We start from the raw sequence: 21277 nt of genomic DNA, 5'->3' as shown, positions 1-21277 counted from the left end.
CCTCTTTTTCGTTTCTTCGGCTTCTATCAGTCCTGCAGTGCCGGCATCAACTTCGGATCCGGCTTTTCCGCGTGACGCGGCAGGTCCTTGCTGGCGATGAAGGTGTAGAACATCGGCACGACGAACAGCGTGAACATGGTGCCGATCAGGATGCCGGCGAAGATCACCAGGCCCATCGAATAGCGGGCCGCGGCACCTGCGCCGCTGGAAACGATCAGTGGCACCACGCCAAGCGCCATCGCCGCCGTCGTCATCAGGATCGGCCGCAGGCGCACCTTGGCGGAAGCGATAATGGCATCACGACGGCGCATGCCATGGGCCTCGCGCTGCTGGTTGGCGAACTCGACCAGCAGGATGCCGTGCTTGGTGATCAGGCCGATCAGCGTGATCAGACCGACCTGCGTGTATATGTTGAGCGTTGCGGGTGGAATGCTGAAGTGCGATCCCATGATCATGAAAATCATATTGATGTTCGGGATCATGTTGAGCGGCAGCATCGCGCCGAAGATCGACAGCGGCACCGCCATCATGATGATCAGTGGGTCGCGGAAGCTCTCGAACTGCGCGGCAAGCACAAGATAGATGACGATGACGGCCGCCCCGAAGGCGATCAGGATCGTGTTGCCCTGTTCCTTCTCCTGCCTGGACTGGCCGGAGTAGTCGATGAAGAACGTATCGGGCAGGCTCTCCTTGGCGATGTCCTCCAGCGCCTTGAGCCCGTCACCGGTGGTGACACCGGGCAATGGCAGCGCCGATATCGTCGACGAATTGAGCTGGTTGAACTGCTCGATCGCGGCCGGCGCCGCATTCGTCGAAATCTTCACCACGGCCGACAGCGGCACCATCTCGCCCGTAGCGCTGCGCACGAAGTACTCGCCGAGCCTTTCGGGGTTGTCGCGGAATTCCTGCGGCACCTGTGGAATGATGTCGTAGCTGTTGGAGTCGCGGTCGAACTGCGCCACTTCGGCGCCACCGACCAGCAGCGTCAGGGTCCTGCCGATATCGGCGATCGGCAGGTTGAGCGCCGCGGCGCGATCGCGGTCGATGGTCACCGTCACCTGCGGTGCGTCATAGGCCATCGAATTCTGCACGACGATGAATCGGCCCGATGCCTGCGCCTTGTTCTTGATCTTCTCGGCTTCCTCGAAGACTTCGGCAGGGTTGCCAGTGGAGCGCACCACCATGGCGATGGGCAGGCCGCCGCCGGAACCCGGCAGTGTCGGCGGCGCAAAGACGAAGGCCTGCACACCCGCCACCTTGGCGATACGAGCCGAAATGTCGGCCTGCAACTCCTTGGAGTTACGCTTGCGGTCCGCCCAATCCTTGAAGGCAAAGCCGACGAAGGCGCTGTTCGTGGTGCCGCCGAAGGCGACGGCCGAGAACTGTGCCCGTGTTTCCGGAATATCCTTCACCAGACCGAGGATCTGGTTGACGTAGGTCTCGGTGTAATCGGATGTCGCATAACGCGGCGCGGTCACCAGCGAGAGCAGGAAGCCCTGATCCTCTTCCGGCGCCAGTTCGCTCGACGTCTTGGTGAACATGAAGCCCGTCACGCCGACAAGTGCCAGCACGATGATCAGTGTCAGCGGACGGTAGTTCAGCGATCCAGTGACAGCCCGCTCATAAACATGCTCGACCCTGGCGAAGACGCCGTCGACGATGCGCTGGAAACGGCCTGGCGTGCCGGCCTTCAAGAGGCGCGCCGACATCATCGGCGTGATGGTGATGGCGATGATGCCCGACAGCACAACCGAGCCGGCGAGAGTGACGGCGAATTCGCGGAACAGCGCGCCGGTCAGGCCGCCGGTGAAGGCCAGCGGCGCAAACACGGCAGCCAGCGTCATGGTCATGGCAATGATGGCGGTGGAGATCTCACGCATGCCGCTGAACGCGGCCTGCATCGGCGTCATGTGGTCTTCTTCCATGTGGCGATGGATGTTCTCCACCACCACGATGGCGTCGTCGACGACAAGGCCGATCGCCAGCACCATGGCCAGCAGCGACAGAAGGTTGATCGAATAGCCCACCGCAAACAAAAGGAAGCAGACGCCGATCAGCGACAGCGGAATGGTGATGATCGGCATAATCACCGAGCGGAACGAGCCAAGGAACAAGAGGATGACAACGACAACGATGGCAACCGCTTCGGCGATGGTCTTGAACACCTCGTCGATCGAGGCGCTGATCTGCCCCGTCGCGTCGTAGACGACCTCGATCGTCATGCCTTTCGGCAGCGTCTCCTGGATCTGCGGCACGAGCTTGGTGACCGCAGCGGCGGTGGTCAGCGGGTTGGCCGCAGGCGTCGGGAAGATGGCGAGGAAGGTGCCGGGCTTGCCGTTGAAGGAGACCCTGGTGTCTGTGTTCTCCGCGCCGAGTTCGACGCGCGCCACGTCGCGCAGCCGCACGACATTGCCGTCGGTCGAGCGCAGCGGCAGCTCGGCGAAGGCTTCCGGCGTCTGCAGCGTCGAGCGTACGGTGATCGACGAAACGACGTACTCGTTCTGGGTATTGCCGGGCGCCGACAGGAAGTTGGAGTTGTTGATGGCGGCCAGCACTTCCGCTGCGGTCACGCCGCGCGCGGCGAGCCGGACCGGATCGATCCAGACGCGCATCGAGTATTGCTGGGCGCCGAAGATCTGCACGTCGGCGACGCCTTCGACCGTCGTTATGCGAGGCCGGATGACGCGCTCGATATACTCTGTCAGCTGCTCCTTCGTCATGTTCGGATTCTGCATCGAGATGTACATCATCGCGAACTGCTGGCCGGTACCCTTGACGATGACGGGGTCCTTGGAGGCGTCCGGCAAGGTGCCGCGCACGCCCTGGACCTTGGACAGCACTTCGGTGAGCGCCACGTCGGGGTTGGAGCCGAGCTTCATCTGCACCGTCACGGTGCTGGACGACGGACGGCTGGACGAGGTGACGTAGTCGATGTTCTCGGTCGAGGCGACCGCACGCGCGATCGGGGCGGAAATGAAGCCCTGGATCAGGTCGGCGCTGGCGCCGGGATAGGCTGTCGTGATGGTGATCGCGGTTTCGTCAACCTTCGGATACTGCCGGATCGACAGGTTGAATATGCCCTGGAAACCGAGCAGCAGGATCATGCAGGCAAGGACCGTCGAAAGGACCGGTCGGCGAATGAAGAGATCGGAAATGCTCATTGCTGATCGGCCTGCTTGTTCGCCGATTTGGTCGGATCGATCGTGTTGTCGACGTTGACGGACATGCCGTTGAAGAGGCGGTTCTGGCCAGCGGTGACGACCTCGTCGCCGGCCTTCAGCCCATCGACGATCTCAACCATGCCTTGGTTGCGGCGGCCGGTCTTGACGAAGACCTGCGACAGCACCAGTGCTGGCTTGGCCGGGTCAGCCGCTGGCTTGGCGGAATCGGCGGCAGGCTTGGTTGCATCAGCCGCCGGCTTCATGGCATCGGCGGGCTTGGCATCGGCAGGCTTAGCGTCGGCAGGCTTGTCGCTTGCGGCGGCAGCGGGCTTTTCCTCCGGTTTGGCAGCCGGTGCCGGGGCAGCCTCGGCGGGCTTCGCCGGCTGCACCACGAAGATGTAGTCGCCGTAGAGGCTGGTGGTCAGGGCCGTCTGCGGCAGCACCAGAACGTTCTGCTCCTCGGGCAATTCGACACGCACCTGCACGAACTGGCCGGGGGTCAGCTTGCCATCGGGATTGGCGACTTCCGCCCGGATGTTCACCAACCGGCTGGACGGGTCGATCTTGGGGTCGATGCCGCGAATGGCGCCGGCAAACGGTTTGTCGTCACCACCGAGGCCGAGCCGAACCGTCTGGCCGATCTTGAGCAGCGGAAGCTGCTGTTCGGGAACCGTGAAGTCTGCCCGCATCGTGTCGAGATCCTGCAGTGTCACCACCGAGGTGCCGGGTGCGATGTACTGGCCCAGGTCGATCTTCGGAATGCCGACCGTGCCGGCGAAGGGCGCCGTCAGCTGCTTCTGGTCAAGCACGGCCTGCAGCCTGGTGACCTGGGATGCCGAAGCGGACGCCGCCGCCCTTGCGCTGTCCAGTGTCGAGTCGGAGCCGACACCACGCCGGGTCAGTTCGATGGCGCGGTTCAGCGATACCTGATCGAGCGCGGCCTGCGCCTTCTGTGCATCGAGATCGGCGCGCTCGACGGCGTCGTCCAGCTGCAGCAGCACCGCATTGGATGCCACCTTCTCGTTGGCATGGAAGCTAATTTCCTTGACGATGCCGGCAGTTTCGACCGTCAGGTCGACACCGCGTACGGCGCGCACCGTACCGATAGCCTCGACGCCCGGCGTCCAGGTCGACGGCTTTGCGATGGTCGTCGACACGGTCGCTGCCGGCGGCTTCATCGTGGCAAAGAACTGCTTGGTGCCGAAGTCGCGCATGATGTTGAGGCCAACGATGCTGCTGACCACGAGGACGAGCACGACCAGGACCAGGATGATGAGAAATATACGAAGTATGCGCTTGAACAAGGAAGTCCCCTCAGTCGAAATCCGGCGCGAGGCGCGGACATCGGGACACATATCGACCGCAGGTCCCGATTACAAATAATGGCGGTCTTACTGTACCGTCTGGACGGTCTTGTCAATTGGGCCTAAGCTTGCGAAGGGAGGCGCCATGAGAGCCCAAAGACCGAATTCGCGCGAGAAGATTCTCGCCGCGGCGGCTGACGTTGCCCGGGAATCCGGTCCCGGCAGCCTGTCGCTGGAGGCCGTTGCCAGCCGTGCGGGCGTATCGAAGGGCGGGTTGCTCTACAATTTTCCGACCAAGGCCAAATTGATGCAGGGGCTGGTCGAAGGCTATCTGCGTGATTTCGAGCAGGCGCTGGAATCTGCCAACAGCAACGACAACGGCAAAAATCCACTCGCCGTCTATATCAGTCTGTCGGCAGAGGACTGCGAGGAAAAGCAGCCATCGGCGTCCTGGATTTTTTCGGCGATCGCCGAGGATCCGGATTTCATGACGCCGATCAAGACATTCAAGCGGCAGCTCTTCGAACGGCTGAAGGGCGAAACACCAGACCTCAAATCGTTGCTGGTCTGCTATCTCGCCATAGAGGGGTTGCGCAGCATGAACCTGTTCGATGCGGATGTGCTGTCGAAGGACGAACGGGAACTGCTGGTGGCGTCGTTGCTGGACATTGCCGGATCAGGGAAGCGATCCTGACAGGCTTTCAGCTGGCAAAAGCCTTGCCCGTGTCAGGGTCAAAGAGCCGCACCGCGTCTTCGCTGAAGGTGAAGATACCAGCCTGACCTTTCGAAACACGAGACCCCGGAGGCAAGCAGGCCGTCAGCCGCTGCGCGCCTATCCGCGCACTGGTAACCAGTTCTGGGCCAGTCAGCTCGACAACTTCTATCTCCACAGGCAGCGATGGCACGGTTGCGTCGGCTGCCACACGAAGCGCTTCGGGCCTTATCCCGACCACGACCCGTGCGCCTTCGCCGACCATTTTGCGGAAGCGGGCGGGCAAGGGCAGCCGCGCGTCGGAGCCCTCGATTGCCAGTGTTGCGCCTTCGACTTTCGCCTGCAGCATGTTCATCGACGGCGCGCCGACGAAGCCCGCGACATAGAGCGTGGCTGGATGGTTGTAGATTTCTTCGGGCGTGCCGAGCTGCTCGATCCGGCCGTCGCGCATGACGGCGATGCGCGATGCCAGGGTCATGGCTTCGATCTGGTCGTGAGTGACATAGACGACGGTCGTCTGCAGCATCTGGTGCAGCCGTTTCAACTCGGTGCGCATTTCCAGACGCAGCTTGGCGTCGAGATTGGAGAGCGGCTCATCGAAGAGGAAGACCTGTGGCTTGCGCACCAGCGCCCGGCCGATGGCGACGCGCTGGCGCTGGCCGCCGGAAAGCTGGCTCGGCTTGCGGTCGAGCAGGGCCTCGATCTGCAGCAGTCTTGCCGCTTCGTTCACCGCCTTTTCGCGTTCGTCGGCGGCAACGCCACGCATCTCCAGCCCGAAGCCGATGTTGCGGCGCACGGTCAGGTTGGGATAGAGCGCGTAGGACTGGAAGACCATGGCGATGTCGCGGTTCTTGGGGTGGACGCCAAGGATCGAGCGACCGCCGATCAGCACGTCGCCGCTCGTCGCTTCGGCCAGGCCTGCTATGATGTTGAGGAGCGTCGATTTCCCGCAACCCGACGAGCCGAGCAGCACCAGGAACTCGCCGTCCTGCAGCGCAATGTCGATGCCTTTCAGCGTTTCGACACTGCCGTAGCTCTTGCGGACGCCGCGGATTTCAAGCGCGCTCATGCATGGATTCCTTGAACTGCATCGGCCCGCCATAGTTGCGGGGCAGAGTGGAAATGGCGCGCGAGGCGACATGCGTCGCGGCGGAAAGGCAAGCGGACAGCGGCTGTTCCTGCGCCAATGCGGCGAGGAAGGCGGCGTTGAAGACGTCGCCGGCGCCGATTGTGTCGACCACGCGGACGTCGGGCGCGACGGCTTCGACAAGCGTGCTGTCCGGGCCGATGGCGATGGCGCCTCGCGGGCCGCGCTTGACGACGAAGGTCGCGCCTTGCCGCATGCTGGAGCGGATTTCGCGCGCGGCGTCGGTGGGGCTCGACATTCCCGCCAGGGTCACCGTCTCGACCTCGTTGAACAGCGCCAGCGCGCAACGCGAGAGCCATGCCCGTGTTGCGGCGCAATTGGCCTCGGTCCAGCCATCGATCGGCCAGCCTGTGTCGAGCGCCACCGCAATGCCGTGGCTGTCGGCCCAGTCGAAGAAGGCCTCGTAGTCACGGGTGAGATCATCGGTCAGGAAAGAGCCGCACAGCAGTGCGTAACCGCCGGCGAGCGCGCTGCCGTCGAGAACGGACAAGACGTCGGCAAGGCTGAAGCGCGGCAGGTGCCCGCGCGTGGTGAAGAAGGTGCGTTCGCCGTCCGGGTGGGTCATGCCCACGGACAGCGTCGTGCCTTCGGGACGAACCGGCCAGGTCTCGGCGCGATGGCCAAAAGCCTCGCGAAGCCAGTGGCCGAACTGATCGTCGCCGACATTGGCGGCGACGGTGAAGTCGACGCCCAGCGCCTGCCAGGCCAGCGCGCTGTTGCCGGCCTGGCCGCCGACGCGCAATTCGTCATGGTCGACGACGGTTTCCGTTCCCGCCTTCGGCCATGGCGCGACCGGGCCGACAATCAGGTCGACATTGACATTGCCGATCACCGCGAGCGGACGCATCACTCGCTCCTGGTGATCTTGGTCGAGCGCACAGGCGTGCCGGCATTGTCGACGCGGCTGTCGGCGAAGGCGATCATCAGGCGCTGCGCCACCGGCAGCATGGCGAAGACCGCGGCGAGGCCCGAGGCCGGCCTGAACGATAGCGTGACGGCACCGGCGACGGGCGACTGCCCTGATGCGTCGAAGATGATGAGCGGTGCGCCTGCCTCGACCACGGAGGTGGCCATGGCGGTCACCAGGTCGGCTGTCGGGTCGTTGCCGCGAAACAGGATGACGCCGATTTTTGGGCCCAGCATCTCCATCGGGCCATGCCGCAACTGGCCGCCTTCGAGCGAAAAGCAGGGCAGGCGCGACAGTTCGGTGAGGCCGAGCGCCAGCGCCTCGGCGACACCTTGCAGCCGGCGGCCGGAGGTGACGATGGTCGTCACCGTTTCCAGTGCTGCGAGCGCTTGCGCGATGTCATTGTCCTGACTCTGAACCAGTGCGCCGAGCGCGGCATTCGGGTCTTCGCCAAGGGCTGCCAGAATGGCCAGATGCAAGGCGAAGGTCACGGTCAAGCTGCGGGTGGCGGCAAAGGCCAGTTCGGTGCCGCCGGTGCCGATGAGGGAAGGCGCGGTGCGGGCGAGGAAAGAACCGCCTTCGAGCGTCATGCCGAAAACATCGGCAGTGCTGCCGGCCTCAGCAAACCATCTGACGACCTCGGCGCTCTCGCCCGACTGGGAGGTGACGAGCACAGTCCTGCCCGCGAGCGGCAGCGGCTGGCCGAGCTGTTCGGACAGCGGCAGTGCCAGCGCATCGATGCCGAGCGCGCGGTAAAGCGGCTCGACGGCGCGCCCGACCGCATGCGAGCCGCCCATGCCGAGCAGAAGCAGACGACCGGTCCTCCTGATCGAGGCGGCGACGTTTGCTGCCATGGCAGCGTTGTTCTCGAACGAAGCCCGTGCATCGGCATGCTGGCGTGCCATTTCGCGGTCGATGGCGACCAGTCCGGCCGGCCGGGATTTTGCTGCAGTCATCATCATCCTTTCACACCGCCGCTGGTCAGGCCGGAAATCAGCGCGCGCTGCATGACCAGGCCGATCAGCACCGGCGGCAAAGCGGCCAGCACGCCGGCGGTGGCGATCAGCCCGTAGTCGGAAACACGGCCGCCGGCCAAATCGGCGATGGCGACGGTCAAGGTCTTGGCGCGCTGGTCGGAGGTGAACAGCAGCGCATAGAAGAATTCGTCCCAGGCGAGCAGCACGGCAAACAGCGCCGATGTGGCCATCACCGGTGCCGCCAGCGGCAGCGTGATGATGCGCAAGGTCTGGAACAGGCCTGCGCCGTCGATCATCGCGGCCGCCTCGATCTCGCGCGGGATGGAATCGAAGCCGGATTTCATCAGCCAGGTGGTGAAGGGCGCCAGGATGGTCAGGTAAACCAGCGCCAGGCCGAAGACATTGTTGAGCAGGCCAAGATGCGACAGGCCCATATAGAGCGGCACGGCCAGCGCCACCGGCGGCAGCATATAGGTGGCGATGACCATCGACAGCGACCAGCCGATCGACGGCGTGCGCGAGACCGCCCAGCCGGCGGGGATCGCCAAAGCGAGAGCTGCCAGCGTCGCCATACCTGATATCTCCAGGCTGTTGCGCAGCGATGAGGTGAAGGCGGCGCCGGCGCTGTTTTCAGCCGTCGACAGCAATGTCTGGTAGCGGGAGAAATCGGCTGCCTGCGGCCACCAGCGCAGCGGCTTGGCGGCGAGATCGGCGGCTGGCGATATGCTCATGATGAACAGCCAGGCGATGGGCGCCAGGATGATGGCGGCGAGCAGAAGCGCGCTGGCGTAGATGAAGATCGTAAAGGCGGTGCTCTTGCGTTCCATCAGGTGGCACTCCCGGCGGTCTTCCTGACCAGCGCCGCATAGGCGACGGCGAGTATGGTGACTAGCAGGGTGACGATCAGCGCCAGCGATGCGCCGGAACCGGCGCGCTGGAAGGAGAAAGCCTCCTGGTAGACGAGGATCGACAGCGAGCGCGTGCTGTTGGCCGGGCCGCCGCGGGTCATCACCCAGATGATGTCGAAGACCTTGAACGCCTCGATGGTGCGCAGCACCAGCGCCACCATCAGCGGGCCGGCGAGATAGGGCAGGATGACGAAGCGGAAGCGGTTGAAGGCTCCCGCGCCATCGACCAGCGAAGCGGCGGTAATGTCGCGTGGCACCGCCTGCAGGGCGGCGAGCGCGATCAGAGCCACCAGCGGAAAGTTCTTCCAGCAGTCGGCGACGATCAGCGCCGCCAGCGCCGTGCCGGGTTCGCCGAGCCAGGAACGGTAGTCGTCGATGAGATGCAACTGCGTCAAGGCAGCGTTCAGCGCGCCATATTCGGGATTGTAGATCAACCGCCACAGCGTGGCGTTGACCACGGTCGGCAGCGCCCAGGGCAGGATCATCAGGGCGCGCAGGACAGCGCGGCCATGGAATTGCTGATTGAGCAGAAGGGCAGCGAGAACGCCGATCACCATCTCGGCGGCAACCGAAATCACCGCGAACAGCGTCGTGGTGACCAGGGTGCGCGAAAAATTCGAGCTCGACAGCATGTTGGTGTAGTTGTCGAAGCCGACGTAATTGCCGCCGGTGCCGACCAGCTTGGCGTCGGTGAAGGACAAGTTGACCGTATCGACCAACGGCCAGCCGATGACGGCGACCATGACCACGAGCAGCGGCAGCATCAAGAGCCATGCACGGGTCGTCATCCAGGTGCCCGACATCGGAGCAGCCTCTCTTCATTCATGGTAATTGCAGACATAGCACGGGCGGCACTAGGCCGCCCGTACAGAGGATTAGGCTAGCTCAGAGGCCGCTGTTCTTCGCGGCTGTGTTCAAGGCATCCTCGGGCGAGGACTGACCCAACAGCGATTCCTGGATGGCCTGCTGCAGCGCGGTCGACAGCTCCTGGTATTTCGGCGTGGTCGGACGCGGATACATGGCAGCCAGACCGAGCTTGGCGGCAGCGATCAGTTCTTCCTGGCCCTTGGTGACCGCCGGGTCGTCATAAGACGAGGCCCAGATCGGCAGTGAGAGCTTGGCATACTGGTTCTGCGTCGCCTGCGAGGTCATAAAGGTGATGTACTTCCAGGCTTCGTCCGGATGCTTGGAGACGGCGGTGACGCCAAGGCCCATCGAGCCGTTGACGGCCGAAACGTCGCTGATGCCGGTGACGCCTGGTGCCGGCACGACGCCGACCTTGCCCACGACCTTCGAGTCCTTCGGATCGTTGGCCATGTTGTACATGTAGGTCCAGTTCAGCGCGAAGGCTGCATCGCCGTTTTCAAAGACCTTGCGCACGTCCTCTTCCAGGAACTCCTTGGAATTCGGGTTGGTGAGGCCGGACTTGTAGCTGTCGACCATGTATTTTAGCGCCGAGAGGCCGCCGCCATTCTGGAAGTCCGGCTTGCCGTCCTTGAGGAAGTCGCCGCCGTAGGCGCTGACCAGCGTGGTGTAGTCGCAGATCGCGGCTTCGGCCTGCGACCAGCTCCAGGCGATCGGTGTCTTCAGCAAGCCCTTGTCCTGGATGATCTTGGCCTGTGCGCCGAGTTCTTCCCAGGTCTTCGGCGGCGTCTTGATGCCGGCCTTTTCCAAGATTTCCTTGTTGTAGAACAGGTATTTGGTGTCGAGAATCCAGGGCATGCCGTAGTACTTGCCGTCATACTGGACCGTGGTCCAGGCGCCGGGCAGCACGCCCTTCTTCATGTCGTCGGTGATTTTCGGCGAGACGTCTACCAGCACCTTGTTGGTGGCGTATTCGGCCGGCCAGATGACGTCGAACAGCACGACGTCGTAGCCGCCGCCCGAGCCCTGCGCGAGCACCGTCTTGTCGTGCAGACCTTCATAGGGGACGAATTCGAGATTGACCTTGACGTCTGGGTTGGCCTTGGTGAAGGCATCCGTCATGGCGCGCACGTCCGCCTCGCTGTAAGCGGCCTGCGCCATGAACAGCGCGTTGAGCGTCGTTTCGGCGAAAGCGTGGGGGACGAGCAGTCCTCCCGCAAAGACCGCACCGACCAGTGTCTTGGTGATTGTCTTAAGCATTTTTACTTCTCCCATTTCAGGCGTTGACGGGCTGGCGATACGGATATGTCGCATCGTCTTCCCGGATCCATGTCGCGTGACCTGATGGTTACCCGGCTGACCAGTGGCGACAGGCCGAGGGGCCCTTGCCATCTTGTTTTGGGGCGTCCGGTTCGCATTAAGTCAACTCGCTTGACTTAATTAGTCGATCAATATTCTAATGGAGTCAAGAGGGGAACCGCCGGTGGACGACATCAGCCCGATCCGCGCCAAAAGCGGCACCAATCAGGAAGGGACGAGCGCGCACAACCGCCGGGTCATGATCGAGGCGCTGCGCCTCAACGGCGCCCTGTCGCGCGCCGACCTGGCGCGGGCGACGCAGCTCACCAAGCAGGCCGTGTCCAACATCATCGAGGATCTCGAAAGCGACGGCCTGGTCGTCGCGCTCGATGCGGTGCGCAAGGGCAGGGGCCAGCCATCGACACCCTACCGGCTGGTGCCCGAAGGTGCCTTCGCCATCGGCCTGCATATCGACCGCCATCTGACGCGTGCGGTCGCCGTCGATCTGATGGGCAGCGTGCTGGCGCGTGCCGAGGCAAACCTGCCTTTCGACGAGCCGTCGAAGGGCGTCGAGATCATCCTCGAGCTGATCGCTGGTGTCCGCCGCGACCTGGCCGGCATTTCGGTCCAGTCGGAAAAACGGCTGGTCGGTCTCGGCATTGCCATGCCCGGACCTTTCGGACTGAAAGATTCGGACGACAAATGGATGATGCCGGCCTGGCAGAAGTTTCCGCTGCTGGAGACGCTGGCCAAAGGCACGGGGCTGAATGTCGGCCTGCAGAACGATGCCGCCGCTTGCGCCACCGCCGAGCGCATCGTCGGTGCGGCGCATGGCGTCGATCACGCCGTCTGCCTCTATGTCGGCTACGGCATCGGCGCCGGACTGATCCTCAATGGCGAGCTCTACAGCGGCGGCCATGGCAATGCCGGTGAAATAGGCATGGCGCTGCTGGCACCGGCTGGTCCGGGTCCGACGCCGCTCGAGCACCGGGCGTCGCTGGCCTCGCTCTACCAGCATCTCGGCCTCAATCCGGCGGACAGCGATATCTACCAGCAGATGAACGCCCTCGTGCTGGCCGAGAACCCCGGGATGATGGCCTGGATCGACGGGGCGGCGCATGATCTGCGCTGGAGCGTGCATCTCATCGAAACGATCTTCGACCCGCAGACCGTCATCCTGACCAGCGGTGCGCCGGAAGCGCTGGCGCGGCGGCTGGTCGAGGCGATGCATCCGCTGCTGCCGTCGATCGCCGACCGGCCCGGCCGGACCTTGCCGCGCCTGCAGCTTGGCACGACCGATCCGTGGTCGATCGCGCTTGGCGCCGCCGCGGCACCGATCAGCCGCGCCTTCGATCCGCTGTTCTCGGCGATCCTGAAGACAAGCTCCGGTTCGGTGTAGGAGCGTCGAGCGCCTGAAACGCATCGTGTCGAAACGGATTCAGGCCACGCGCTTCAGGTCTTGTTCTTATGCATGTCGCTTGCCTGAACCGAGGTCACTTCTGGGTTATATGCATTCATGCATGAAAGCCGGCTGTCGGCGTCACACAGGGTTCATCGTCCGGACATAGCGTCTTTTCCAGTTCTTTGCTGCAATGCAATAGGAGTGGGACATGGTGGACATAGTTTCTAGTGAGGCGGGGATTCCGAGACCGGAGCATCCGCTGGATAGTTCGGCCAGCGCGAAGTGGTTCCTGCCGGCCTTCGGCGTGCTGGTGCTGATCGGCGTGGTCTATGTCGGCTACGCGCTGAGCCAGGACCTGGCGGTGGCCAAGACCGTGCCCTGGATCCTGCTCGGCATCGCCTTGCTGATCGCGCTCGGCTTCGAATTCGTCAACGGTTTCCACGACACCGCCAATGCGGTGGCGACCGTCATCTACACGCGCTCGCTGCCGGCCGAATTCGCCGTCATGTGGTCCGGCGCCTTCAATTTCCTCGGGGTTCTCACCTCGAGCGGTGCGGTGGCCTTCGGCATCCTGTCGCTGCTGCCGGTCGAACTGATCCTGCAGGTCGGCTCCTCCTCCGGCTTTGCGATGGTGTTCGCGTTGCTGGTCGCCGCGATCCTGTGGAACCTCGGCACCTGGTTCCTCGGCCTGCCAGCGTCGAGCTCGCACACGATGGTCGGCTCGATCATCGGTGTCGGCCTCGCCAACCAGTTCATGGCCCCTGCCGGCAGCGCCACCAGCGGCGTAGACTGGTCGCAGGCGACCAATGTCGGCGTGACCTTGCTGGTGTCGCCGATCATCGGCTTCTTCGCCGCGGCGATCCTGCTCTATGTGATGAAGCTGCTGGTCCGCAATCCGGCGCTCTACGAGGCACCGAAGGGTAATGCCCCGCCGCCCTGGTGGATCCGCGCGCTGCTGATCTTCACCTGCACCGGCGTCAGCTTCGCGCACGGCTCCAACGACGGACAGAAAGGCATGGGCCTGATCATGCTGATCCTGATCGGCGTCGTGCCGACGGCCTATGCGCTGAACCGTACGCCCGACATCAACTATCTCGAAGCCTACAAATCGGCTTCTGTCAGCGTCGAGACCGCGTTGGGCAAATATGTGAAGCCCGGTGTCACCATTGCCGATGCCAAGGCCGCAAAGGCGGCCGTCCAGGATGCCGTGCGCACCCGGACCTGGAACGACCAGACGACAGTTGCGCTGCAGACCTACATCCACAACACGACTGCTGAGCTGGTGCCCTATGCATCGGTCGACAACGTGCCGACCGATCTGGTCAGCAACGCCCGCAATGACATCTATCTGATCGGCGAGGCGCTCAAGCTGATCGACAAGAAGCAGTTGCTGCCTATGCAGGCCGACGATCTCAAGGCGGTCACCGACTATCACAAGGCCGTCGACAACGCGACGAAGTTCATCCCGATCTGGGTGAAGGTCGCGGTTGCGCTGGCGCTTGGCCTTGGCACCATGGTCGGCTGGAAACGCATCGTCGTGACCGTCGGCGAGAAGATCGGCAAGAGCCACCTGACCTATGGCCAGGGCGCCGCGGCCGAACTCGTCGCCATGGTGACCATCGGCATGGCCGACCGGCTCGGTCTGCCGGTATCGACAACCCATGTGCTGTCATCGGGCGTCGCGGGAACGATGGCGGCGAACGGCTCGGGCCTGCAATGGGCGACGGTGCGCAACCTGCTGTTGGCCTGGGTTCTGACCCTGCCGTGCTCGATCACGCTCGCCTTCGTGCTGTTCATCATCTTCCGCCAGGTGTTCTGATCGGGGATCGTATCCGCTTCCAAACAAAAGGCAGCGCCGGTCGCCGGCGCTGCCTTTTTCTTTGAGCGAGTGCAGTGTTCAGGTCGACAGGTTTCGAGGACGTATTCGTTGTGTTGACGTCGAACATACCTTCGAGATTGGCCGAAACGCCAGCCGCTTCGTCATCCTGGGGTGGAGCAAGGAGCGTAGCGACGCGGCGCAGACCCGAGGATCCTGTGTGTCGGTCCCATGCTATGTTTGAAGTGGGAAGGAGACCGAGAGGATCCTGGTCGTCCTTTTGAAGACAGGCCGCGGCATGGATACCAGGGTCTCCGCGACGGAGCTACGCTCCTGCTCCGCCCAGGGATGACGAAGTTGATAGGCTTCAGCCAATCGCGAACGTTGGTGCTGGCCGTTCAAAAAAACGGGCAGTGAAATCCTGGCCGGGAAGGAACCCGTTGAGAATCAGAGCCCTAGCTCAGGTCGGATCCTCACGATGCAGATCGTGGATGGCAACGCCATCAGCATTGGTCGGGATCGTCAGCCACTTGCGATGGCGCAAGGTGCGCTGCGTATCTTCCAGGCCGGTCTTCCAGTGTTCACGCATCGAGGTGCCGGAGAACTCGTAGTCCTTGGCGTGACCTTCATAGCCCTTGTGCTGGTAGATCAGGTGGACGATGTTGACGACGCCGGCCTTCGAGTAGTCGGCGATCAGCTCTTGTTCGCCATCCATCAGCAGGTCGGCGGGCACGCGCTTCAGCGCTTCGAGCAGCTTCATCTTCAGCGCATGGATACGCTGGAAATTGTCGGTGTTCTGCCGCGTGCGGCTCGAATACATGATGTCCTTATGACGCGACAGCACGTCCGGCATGCTGCGCGGCAGCACGCCGCGCGCGCTGAACAGGTCGACCTGGAACACCAGCGAGGAGCGGTCTTCTTCCTGGTCCAGCAGATATTGCAGCGGGGTGTTGGAGACGATGCCGCCATCCCAGTAATATTCGCCTTCGATGCGCACCGGCGGAAAGGCTGGTGGCAGCGCGCCGCTGGCCATGATGTGTTCCGGCCCGATGCGGACCTTTTCGGTGTCGAAATAGACGAAGTTGCCGGTCCTGACATTGACCGCGCCGACACTGAGCTGCTTCTTGCCATCGTTGAGGATATCGAAGTCGATCAGCGCCTCCAGCGTGTCCTTCAATTCGGCAGTGTCGTAGAAGCTTGTAGCGCCTTCGGCTCCGGGCTGTTCGAACCAGGCATTTTGGCTGCGTGGCTTGAAGAAGCCGGGCTGGCCCATTGTCATTGTCATCCACGAACTGGTGCGGTTGCGGATGTCGCGGTAGATGTCGCCTTCCGGCGTATAGGCCCAGATCTTGCGGCCCGAGATCGTCTGCCAGAATTGCTCGAGCCGCTGCAGGCGGCGGCTTGATTCATTGCCGGCGATGATCGCCGCGTTGATGGCGCCGATCGACACGCCGGACAGCCAGCTCGGCTCACAGCCGGCATCGGCCAGCGCCTGGTAGACGCCGGCCTGATAGGCGCCGAGCGCACCGCCGCCCTGGAACACCAAAGCGATGCGGTCATACTGCGCCGAGATTTCCGCGATCGTGGCGGCGGCTTCCTTGTTGCGATTGCGCTCAAGCACGAATTTTCTCCGGCTGGGTTGTGCTGGTTGCGAGCCGGCTGTGATCACTGAGATAGTCGTGCATGACCTCGCCCATCCCAAGCGTCAGATCGGCCTTGAAGTGAACGGCGGAGACGATGTCGAGCACCGGTAGCTTCGCCACGTCAGCCATGACATGGGGCCGAAGGTCGAGGGCGGCCGGCGCCGTCCAGGCTTCCTTCAGCGTGATGTCGGTGAGGTAGTAGCGCACCAGCTCGCAGATACGCGGCGTGCCGTCGACATGCGGGATGATCTTGATCAGGAAATTGGGCGCGGCGAGTGCTGCGAGCACGGAATCGTGATCGGCTTCGCGGTGCTTGTAACCCATCGTGCCAGTGGCGCACAGAACGCTGCCATAGTGCAGCGTGCCGACGATCACCTCGCCTTCATGGACGATTTTCGGGTTGGCCAGTTTCTTGGGAAAGCCCCACAGCTCGCGGCCGCCGGCGATCGGCGCGTCGTCGTCGAGATACATCGAATGGACATAGCCGCCATGCTGGCCTTTGTACTTCACCGGGATGACCTGGCCGGTCTCGGTGTAGTCGCCGAAGCCGGTGGAGTCCGGCATGCGGATGAATTCGTACTTGACCAGCGGCTCGTCGATCTCCAGCGGCGCCGGCACGACGGCTTCGAGCGCCTCGCGTGTCGTGCGATAGGTGATGATGATGTATTCGCGGTCGAAGAAACGGTAGGGGCCGGGCGGGAAAGACGGATTGGTCAGCGGCATCGCATAGGCACGCTTCACGACATCGGCGATTTCCAAGCTGCACCCCCAACGTTCTTCAGACGGGTTTCATTCCGGAATGAGCGCGCGAATGCGCAACCGATTATGTTGCACGGCACCATGACAGTGCCGTGTCAGCGTGAAGACCATGGTTTCGAACCGGTCGAAGGCCATGCCGGCGCTGTCGCCTGGCTGTAATCGCATCGACACATGGCTCTGTCATTGTCATGTTGCGACGCACAATTATATCGCTATGTTCCCTCCCACTTCTCGCGAGATCATCATGGGTTCCCTGTCTTCGAAGAATGCCCTCGTCACCGGCTCGACCAGCGGTATCGGCCTGGCCATCGCCCGCGCCTTCGCCGCCGAAGGCGCCAACGTCACCATCAATGGTCTTGGCGACCCGGCGGCCATCGAGCAGGAGCGCGCCGGCATCGAGAAGGATTTCGGCGTCAAGTGCCGCTACTCCGACGCCAACATGATGGACGGTGCTGCGGTCAGCGCCATGGTGCATGACGCCGAGGCGGCGTTCGGCAGCCTCGATATCCTGGTCAACAATGCCGGCATCCAGCATGTCGCGCCGATCGAGGACTTCCCGGACGACAAGTGGGAAGCCATCATCCGCATTAATCTCCTGGCGGCCTTCTATGCCATCAAGGCAGTGGTGCCCGGCATGAAGGCACGCAAATGGGGCCGCATCATCAACACGGCTTCCGCGCATGCGCTGGTCGCATCGCCGTTCAAGTCGGCCTATGTCTCGGCCAAGCACGGCATTGCCGGCCTGACCAAGACGGTGGCACTGGAAACCGCGCAGGACGGCATCACCGTCAACGCGATCGCGCCTGGCTATGTCTGGACGCCGCTGGTCGAAAAGCAGATCCCCGACACGATGAAGGCGCGCGGCATGACCGAGGAACAGGTCAAGCACGACGTGCTGCTGGCTGCACAGCCGACGAAGGAATTCGTCACCGTCGAGGAACTCGCGGCCCTGACGCTGTTCCTGTGTTCCGACGCGGCCAGGCAGATCACCGGCACGACGTTACCGATGGATGGCGGCTGGACGGCACAATAAGGCGGCCCCCGGCTCTGTTGTCGCGATTGCATGCGGACGCGACAGTTTCGGGATGGCGGCGAGCAACTCGCGGGTATAGCCCTGCTGCGGCCGGTCCAGAACGTCTTCGGTGTCGCCATACTCAACCAGCTTGCCGTGCTGCATGACCGCAACGTGTTCGCAGAGATAGCGCACCACGCCCAGATCGTGGGAAATCAGGATCAGCGTCAGCGACAATTCGCGGCGCAGCCGCGCAAAGAAGGTCGAGTACCTGGGCCTGGATGGTAACGTCCAAGGCCGAGGTGACTTCATCGGCGATCAAAATCTCCGGTTCCAGATGTGCTGTCGCGGGTTGGCCATTGAAGATTATGAGCGTCAACCGATGACGGCGGACAAGAACTCGACCACGGGCGACAAGACCTCGGACAAGCTTCGTTCGGTCAGCGCCCTGCATGTCGCGCGCCAGGCGGGGGTGTCGCGTTCGGCGGTGTCGCGCGCCTTCACGCCAGGCGCCAGCGTCGCCACCGAGACGCGCGAGAAGATCATGCGCGCGGCGGAAGAACTCGGCTATCAGGTCAACGATCTGGCGCGTGGCCTGCTCGCCAACCAGAGCCGGCTGGTCGGACTGGTGGTGACCAAGCCGGAGGTCGGCTTTCGCGCCCATCTCACAGCCGCGCTGACCAAGGCGCTGATCCATCGCGGCAATGTTCCGGCCATGATCAACACCGGCCAGACCGAGCAGGAGCTGATATCGGCTCAGAAGACGCTGCTTGGCCATCGCGCCGAGGCGACGATCATCCTTTCCGGCTCGCCGCCTTCGTCCTTCTTCGAACTCGCGCGGCGCAATGGCCAGCCGCTGGTGGTCATCGGCCGATCGGAACCGGAGGCCGATCACATCCAGACCGACGGCAGTGCGGCAGCCAAGCTCGCGGCAGCGCTGTTCGTCGCGCGCGGCATGACAAGGCTCGGCCTGGCGGGATCGCTGTCGGGTACACCCACCATCACCGAACGCGAGGATGCCTTCTGCACCGAGGCAGCGCGTCTGGGCGCGGAAGTTGTGATTGCTCGAGGCGGGGATACGGACTATGCAGGCGGGCTGCAGGCAGGCAAGGCCCTGATCGATGGCCAAGGTCGACCGCAGGCGATTTTCTGCGTCAACGACCTCATCGCCTTTGGCGTCATGGACCATGCGCGTCAGGCCGGGCTCAACATCCCCAGCGATCTCTCGGTGATCGGCTTCGACGACATCCCGGAAGCCGGCTGGCTTGCCTACCAGCTGACCACCTTCCGTCAGGATCCGGAGACCATGGCCGCCCGGGCCGTCGCACTGCTCGACCTGCGCCAGCAGCAACCGGATCTGCCGCCGATTCGCGAGCGCCTGGGCGTGCCGCTGGTCGTGCGTGGCAGCTTTGTTCCGCATGATGCGGAGCCCTTGCCCAGTTCAATCTGAAATCCACAGCTACAGGTCGCTGCCCATGAAAATCATCCAGCTCTCCGATCCGCATCTGATGACGCCGGGTGGCCTTCTCTACGGTTCCGATCCGCTGGCGAGGCTGGAGGCCTGCCTTGCCGACATCGGCAAGAACCACGCCGATGCCGATCTGGTTGTGATTTCAGGCGACCTGACCAATGATGGCGAGCGTGCCGCCTATGCGGCGTTGCGGGATCGGCTGGCGCAATTTGCTCCGCCTTGCCGGTTGATGCTCGGCAACCATGACGACCGGGCGCTTTTTCTCGAGATGTTCCCTGATGTCGTTGCCGAGCAAGGGTTCGTGCAGAGCGTTTTCGACGGCAACGAGGGTCGGCTGATCCTGCTCGACACGCTGGACAGCGGCCATGTCGAGGGCTGGTTGTGCCGCGCGCGCCTCGACTGGCTGGATGAAAAGCTCAGCGAAGCGCGCGGCCCGGTTTTCTCTTCATGCATCATCCGCCATTCCGGATACACATGCCGGTGCTCGACGCGGTAAGGCTGGCCGACGCCGACGCCTTCCACGAGGTGCTGTCGCGCCACGGCAATGTCCGCCACATCTTCGCCGGCCATGTCCACCGGCAGATCGCCGGCAGTTGGCGCGGCATACCGGTCAGCACGCTGCGCAGCACCAACCACCAGAGCGCGCTCGATTTCTCGCAGAGCTGGAGCCTGGGTCATGAACCACCCGCCTACGCCGTCATTTTCATAGATGCGGATGAGGTGATCGTCCATTTCCATGATTTCCTGGACGGTCGGCCCGAGCTGGTCATGGGTCCCTGACGAGGCGGCTTTCGTCACCGCCGAGATAGGCCTCCCACACATGGTCGGAGATCAGTCGCCGGTACTGCCGGGTAGCGGCCAGTTTCCTGTGGGAGGCGCCGCCGACGTGAAAGAAGGCTCCGTCCAGCATGCGGTGGTCCGCCTCGATTCCGCGAAGGTCGAGATCGGGCGTCGTTTTTGCATCCGCAATATCGTTTTCGCCAAGCCCGCGATAAAGGAGATCCCAGTTTCCACCGCCGGTGTCCATTCCGCTGACGAAGCGCGGGGTGAAGTCCATATCCAACGCTTCTACGGCGCTGAATCGGTAGAAGCAGAACCCCGCCCACATGAACCACGCTTCGGGGTCCACTGCTGCCGGGCGCTTTGAACCATAGACGATTTTTCCCTCCATCATCGCGGGAATGTCCACGGGGATGATCGGAAAGCAGTCGTGATCCAGAAATCCGAAAAGCTCCGGTCGGGTCGGCCGGACGATATTGTAGAAAGTCCAGTTCATGGACGTTCCGTGCGACCGGTTGGGATGACTATCCCAGTTCCGAGGCAAACCGAAATAAGCGACGTTTCGGGCCCGGCAGATGCCCGCGATACTTGCCCTGGCCGATTGATCGGACGAGTTGTCGACGACGACCAGTGTCATTCCAGATGAATACAATTGCCAGGCGCGGGCAAGCGCGTCGATGACCCAGGGGGTATTGAATGCAATGACAAAACAGAAGCGCCGGGAGCCGGTTCGCCACAGTTCTTCCGCGAATTCCAGACCTTCGGGAATGCCGCGCGCGCGAAAATTGCGTTCAAGAAGGGCGTTGCGAAAAGCCTTGGCTTTTCTGACGGGCCAGTTCTGGTTCAGCAGATCGACAAGGCCCTTGGCCGGCTTCCAGCTCATCAGAATTCCGCCAGGCTCGAAATAAGCTGCTTGTTCCATAGGACGAAGTCCTTTTTCCCACAAGCCCTGTCAGCGACGCGAAAATCTCGCGGTCGCTGGTTTGTCCGCATGCGGCTTCCAAGAGCGATACCATCGGCCGGGAGCCAGGGGCTGGCCGCGGCCATGGTGGGCATGCTGGCCTCATTCGTCGGCATTGGACCCGCCGACGGCGGACTTTCACCGTCGCTTTTCG

The 21277-nt window shown here is 63.0% G+C and carries 19 protein-coding genes; 7 read left to right on the top strand and 12 right to left on the bottom strand.

What is annotated here, in order from left to right:
• Nucleotides 1-26 precede the first annotated feature (26 nt).
• Nucleotides 27-3161, bottom strand: a complete 3135-nt coding sequence (locus A3A9_RS0112285) for an efflux RND transporter permease subunit (protein WP_027059055.1) — start codon at nt 3159-3161, stop codon at nt 27-29.
• The gene (locus A3A9_RS0112280) at nt 3158-4465 is read right to left on the bottom strand and encodes an efflux RND transporter periplasmic adaptor subunit (protein ID WP_027059054.1); all 1308 of its coding nucleotides are present in this window, start codon (nt 4463-4465) and stop codon (nt 3158-3160) included. Before A3A9_RS0112280 ends, A3A9_RS0112285 begins: the two co-directional genes overlap by 4 nt.
• Before the next feature lie 145 nt (nt 4466-4610).
• Here A3A9_RS0112280 and A3A9_RS0112275 point away from each other — a divergent pair, with 145 nt between their 5' ends.
• Nucleotides 4611-5159 (top strand): TetR/AcrR family transcriptional regulator, encoded by a 549-nt coding sequence (locus A3A9_RS0112275; protein ID WP_027059053.1) that lies wholly within the window; start codon nt 4611-4613, stop codon nt 5157-5159.
• Between the two features lie 7 nt (nt 5160-5166).
• On the opposite strand, the gene A3A9_RS0112270 is transcribed toward A3A9_RS0112275, so the two are convergent.
• The 6 genes from A3A9_RS0112270 to A3A9_RS0112245 all read right to left on the bottom strand — a co-directional run bounded on the left by A3A9_RS0112270 (nt 5167) and on the right by A3A9_RS0112245 (nt 11240).
• Entirely contained in the window at nt 5167-6246 is a 1080-nt protein-coding gene (locus A3A9_RS0112270) for an ABC transporter ATP-binding protein (RefSeq protein ID WP_027059052.1), read from the bottom strand.
• The gene (locus A3A9_RS0112265; protein ID WP_027059051.1) at nt 6233-7171 is read right to left on the bottom strand and encodes a PfkB family carbohydrate kinase; all 939 of its coding nucleotides are present in this window, start codon (nt 7169-7171) and stop codon (nt 6233-6235) included. Before A3A9_RS0112265 ends, A3A9_RS0112270 begins: the two co-directional genes overlap by 14 nt.
• Entirely contained in the window at nt 7171-8193 is a 1023-nt protein-coding gene (locus A3A9_RS0112260; RefSeq protein WP_027059050.1) for an SIS domain-containing protein, read from the bottom strand. The genes A3A9_RS0112265 and A3A9_RS0112260 overlap by 1 nt, the downstream gene beginning before the upstream one ends.
• The gene (locus A3A9_RS0112255; RefSeq protein WP_027059049.1) at nt 8190-9035 is read right to left on the bottom strand and encodes a carbohydrate ABC transporter permease; all 846 of its coding nucleotides are present in this window, start codon (nt 9033-9035) and stop codon (nt 8190-8192) included. Before A3A9_RS0112255 ends, A3A9_RS0112260 begins: the two co-directional genes overlap by 4 nt.
• On the bottom strand, nt 9035-9919 hold the full coding sequence (locus tag A3A9_RS0112250; RefSeq protein WP_027059048.1) for a carbohydrate ABC transporter permease: 885 nt from the start codon (nt 9917-9919) through the stop codon (nt 9035-9037). Before A3A9_RS0112250 ends, A3A9_RS0112255 begins: the two co-directional genes overlap by 1 nt.
• An 82-nt stretch (nt 9920-10001) precedes the next feature.
• Nucleotides 10002-11240 carry an extracellular solute-binding protein gene (locus A3A9_RS0112245; protein WP_027059047.1) on the bottom strand — a complete coding sequence of 413 codons (1239 nt, stop codon included), beginning with the start codon at nt 11238-11240 and terminating at the stop codon, nt 10002-10004.
• Nucleotides 11241-11463: 223 nt separating this feature from the next.
• Here A3A9_RS0112245 and A3A9_RS0112240 point away from each other — a divergent pair, with 223 nt between their 5' ends.
• A complete protein-coding gene (locus tag A3A9_RS0112240; RefSeq protein WP_027059046.1) occupies nt 11464-12678 on the top strand; it encodes an ROK family transcriptional regulator in 1215 nt (404 codons plus the stop codon).
• A gap of 211 nt (nt 12679-12889) precedes the next feature.
• Nucleotides 12890-14500 carry an inorganic phosphate transporter gene (locus A3A9_RS0112235; RefSeq protein WP_027059045.1) on the top strand — a complete coding sequence of 537 codons (1611 nt, stop codon included), beginning with the start codon at nt 12890-12892 and terminating at the stop codon, nt 14498-14500.
• Between the two features lie 457 nt (nt 14501-14957).
• Here the strand turns inward: A3A9_RS0112235 and A3A9_RS0112230 are convergent, their stop codons facing one another.
• Both A3A9_RS0112230 and A3A9_RS0112225 read right to left on the bottom strand, forming a co-directional pair.
• Nucleotides 14958-16118: a patatin-like phospholipase family protein gene (locus A3A9_RS0112230; protein WP_027059044.1), complete on the bottom strand. Its 1161-nt coding sequence runs from the start codon at nt 16116-16118 to the stop codon at nt 14958-14960.
• Entirely contained in the window at nt 16111-16899 is a 789-nt protein-coding gene (locus tag A3A9_RS0112225; protein WP_027059043.1) for an acetoacetate decarboxylase, read from the bottom strand. The genes A3A9_RS0112230 and A3A9_RS0112225 overlap by 8 nt, the downstream gene beginning before the upstream one ends.
• A gap of 244 nt (nt 16900-17143) precedes the next feature.
• Here A3A9_RS0112225 and A3A9_RS0112215 point away from each other — a divergent pair, with 244 nt between their 5' ends.
• Entirely contained in the window at nt 17144-17932 is a 789-nt protein-coding gene (locus tag A3A9_RS0112215) for a 3-hydroxybutyrate dehydrogenase (RefSeq protein WP_027059042.1), read from the top strand.
• Here the strand turns inward: A3A9_RS0112215 and A3A9_RS45160 are convergent.
• Nucleotides 17900-18148 (bottom strand): hypothetical protein, encoded by a 249-nt coding sequence (locus A3A9_RS45160; protein WP_027059041.1) that lies wholly within the window; start codon nt 18146-18148, stop codon nt 17900-17902. The two genes, A3A9_RS0112215 and A3A9_RS45160, sit on opposite strands and share 33 nt — an antisense overlap.
• 145 nt (nt 18149-18293) lie before the next feature.
• Between A3A9_RS45160 and A3A9_RS0112205 the strand changes: the two genes are divergently transcribed.
• The 3 genes from A3A9_RS0112205 to A3A9_RS45715 are packed head-to-tail and all read left to right on the top strand — an operon-like array spanning nt 18294 to nt 20162.
• Nucleotides 18294-19361 (top strand): LacI family DNA-binding transcriptional regulator, encoded by a 1068-nt coding sequence (locus A3A9_RS0112205; RefSeq protein ID WP_027059040.1) that lies wholly within the window; start codon nt 18294-18296, stop codon nt 19359-19361.
• A gap of 25 nt (nt 19362-19386) precedes the next feature.
• A complete protein-coding gene (locus A3A9_RS45720) occupies nt 19387-19878 on the top strand; it encodes a metallophosphoesterase (RefSeq protein ID WP_245279023.1) in 492 nt (163 codons plus the stop codon).
• Nucleotides 19857-20162: a hypothetical protein gene (locus A3A9_RS45715; RefSeq protein WP_245279022.1), complete on the top strand. Its 306-nt coding sequence runs from the start codon at nt 19857-19859 to the stop codon at nt 20160-20162. Before A3A9_RS45720 ends, A3A9_RS45715 begins: the two co-directional genes overlap by 22 nt.
• Here A3A9_RS45715 and A3A9_RS38685 read toward each other — a convergent pair.
• Nucleotides 20149-21084 (bottom strand): hypothetical protein, encoded by a 936-nt coding sequence (locus A3A9_RS38685; protein ID WP_245279021.1) that lies wholly within the window; start codon nt 21082-21084, stop codon nt 20149-20151. The two genes, A3A9_RS45715 and A3A9_RS38685, sit on opposite strands and share 14 nt — an antisense overlap.
• Between the last annotated feature and the right edge of the window lie 193 nt (nt 21085-21277).

The organism is Mesorhizobium loti CJ3sym (assembly GCF_000472785.1).
Classification (GTDB): domain Bacteria; phylum Pseudomonadota; class Alphaproteobacteria; order Rhizobiales; family Rhizobiaceae; genus Mesorhizobium; species Mesorhizobium loti_E.
This window is presented reverse-complemented; position numbering and strand designations above follow the sequence as displayed.

Excerpts from the sequence above, each read along its gene's own strand:
- A3A9_RS0112255 (WP_027059049.1), bottom strand. The coding sequence starts at position 9,035 with ATGGAACGCAAGAGCACCGCCTTTACGATCTTCATCTACGCCAGCGCG.
- A3A9_RS0112270 (WP_027059052.1), bottom strand. The coding sequence starts at position 6,246 with ATGAGCGCGCTTGAAATCCGCGGCGTCCGCAAGAGCTACGGCAGTGTC.
- A3A9_RS45720 (WP_245279023.1), top strand. The coding sequence starts at position 19,387 with ATGAAAATCATCCAGCTCTCCGATCCGCATCTGATGACGCCGGGTGGC.
- A3A9_RS0112275 (WP_027059053.1), top strand. The coding sequence starts at position 4,611 with ATGAGAGCCCAAAGACCGAATTCGCGCGAGAAGATTCTCGCCGCGGCG.
- A3A9_RS0112250 (WP_027059048.1), bottom strand. The coding sequence starts at position 9,919 with ATGTCGGGCACCTGGATGACGACCCGTGCATGGCTCTTGATGCTGCCG.
- A3A9_RS0112205 (WP_027059040.1), top strand. The coding sequence starts at position 18,294 with ATGACGGCGGACAAGAACTCGACCACGGGCGACAAGACCTCGGACAAG.
- A3A9_RS0112215 (WP_027059042.1), top strand. The coding sequence starts at position 17,144 with ATGGGTTCCCTGTCTTCGAAGAATGCCCTCGTCACCGGCTCGACCAGC.
- A3A9_RS0112260 (WP_027059050.1), bottom strand. The coding sequence starts at position 8,193 with ATGATGATGACTGCAGCAAAATCCCGGCCGGCCGGACTGGTCGCCATC.
- A3A9_RS0112245 (WP_027059047.1), bottom strand. The coding sequence starts at position 11,240 with ATGCTTAAGACAATCACCAAGACACTGGTCGGTGCGGTCTTTGCGGGA.
- A3A9_RS0112285 (WP_027059055.1), bottom strand. The coding sequence starts at position 3,161 with ATGAGCATTTCCGATCTCTTCATTCGCCGACCGGTCCTTTCGACGGTC.
- A3A9_RS0112235 (WP_027059045.1), top strand. The coding sequence starts at position 12,890 with ATGGTGGACATAGTTTCTAGTGAGGCGGGGATTCCGAGACCGGAGCAT.
- A3A9_RS45715 (WP_245279022.1), top strand. The coding sequence starts at position 19,857 with ATGCCGGTGCTCGACGCGGTAAGGCTGGCCGACGCCGACGCCTTCCAC.
- A3A9_RS38685 (WP_245279021.1), bottom strand. The coding sequence starts at position 21,084 with ATGGAACAAGCAGCTTATTTCGAGCCTGGCGGAATTCTGATGAGCTGG.
- A3A9_RS0112265 (WP_027059051.1), bottom strand. The coding sequence starts at position 7,171 with ATGCGTCCGCTCGCGGTGATCGGCAATGTCAATGTCGACCTGATTGTC.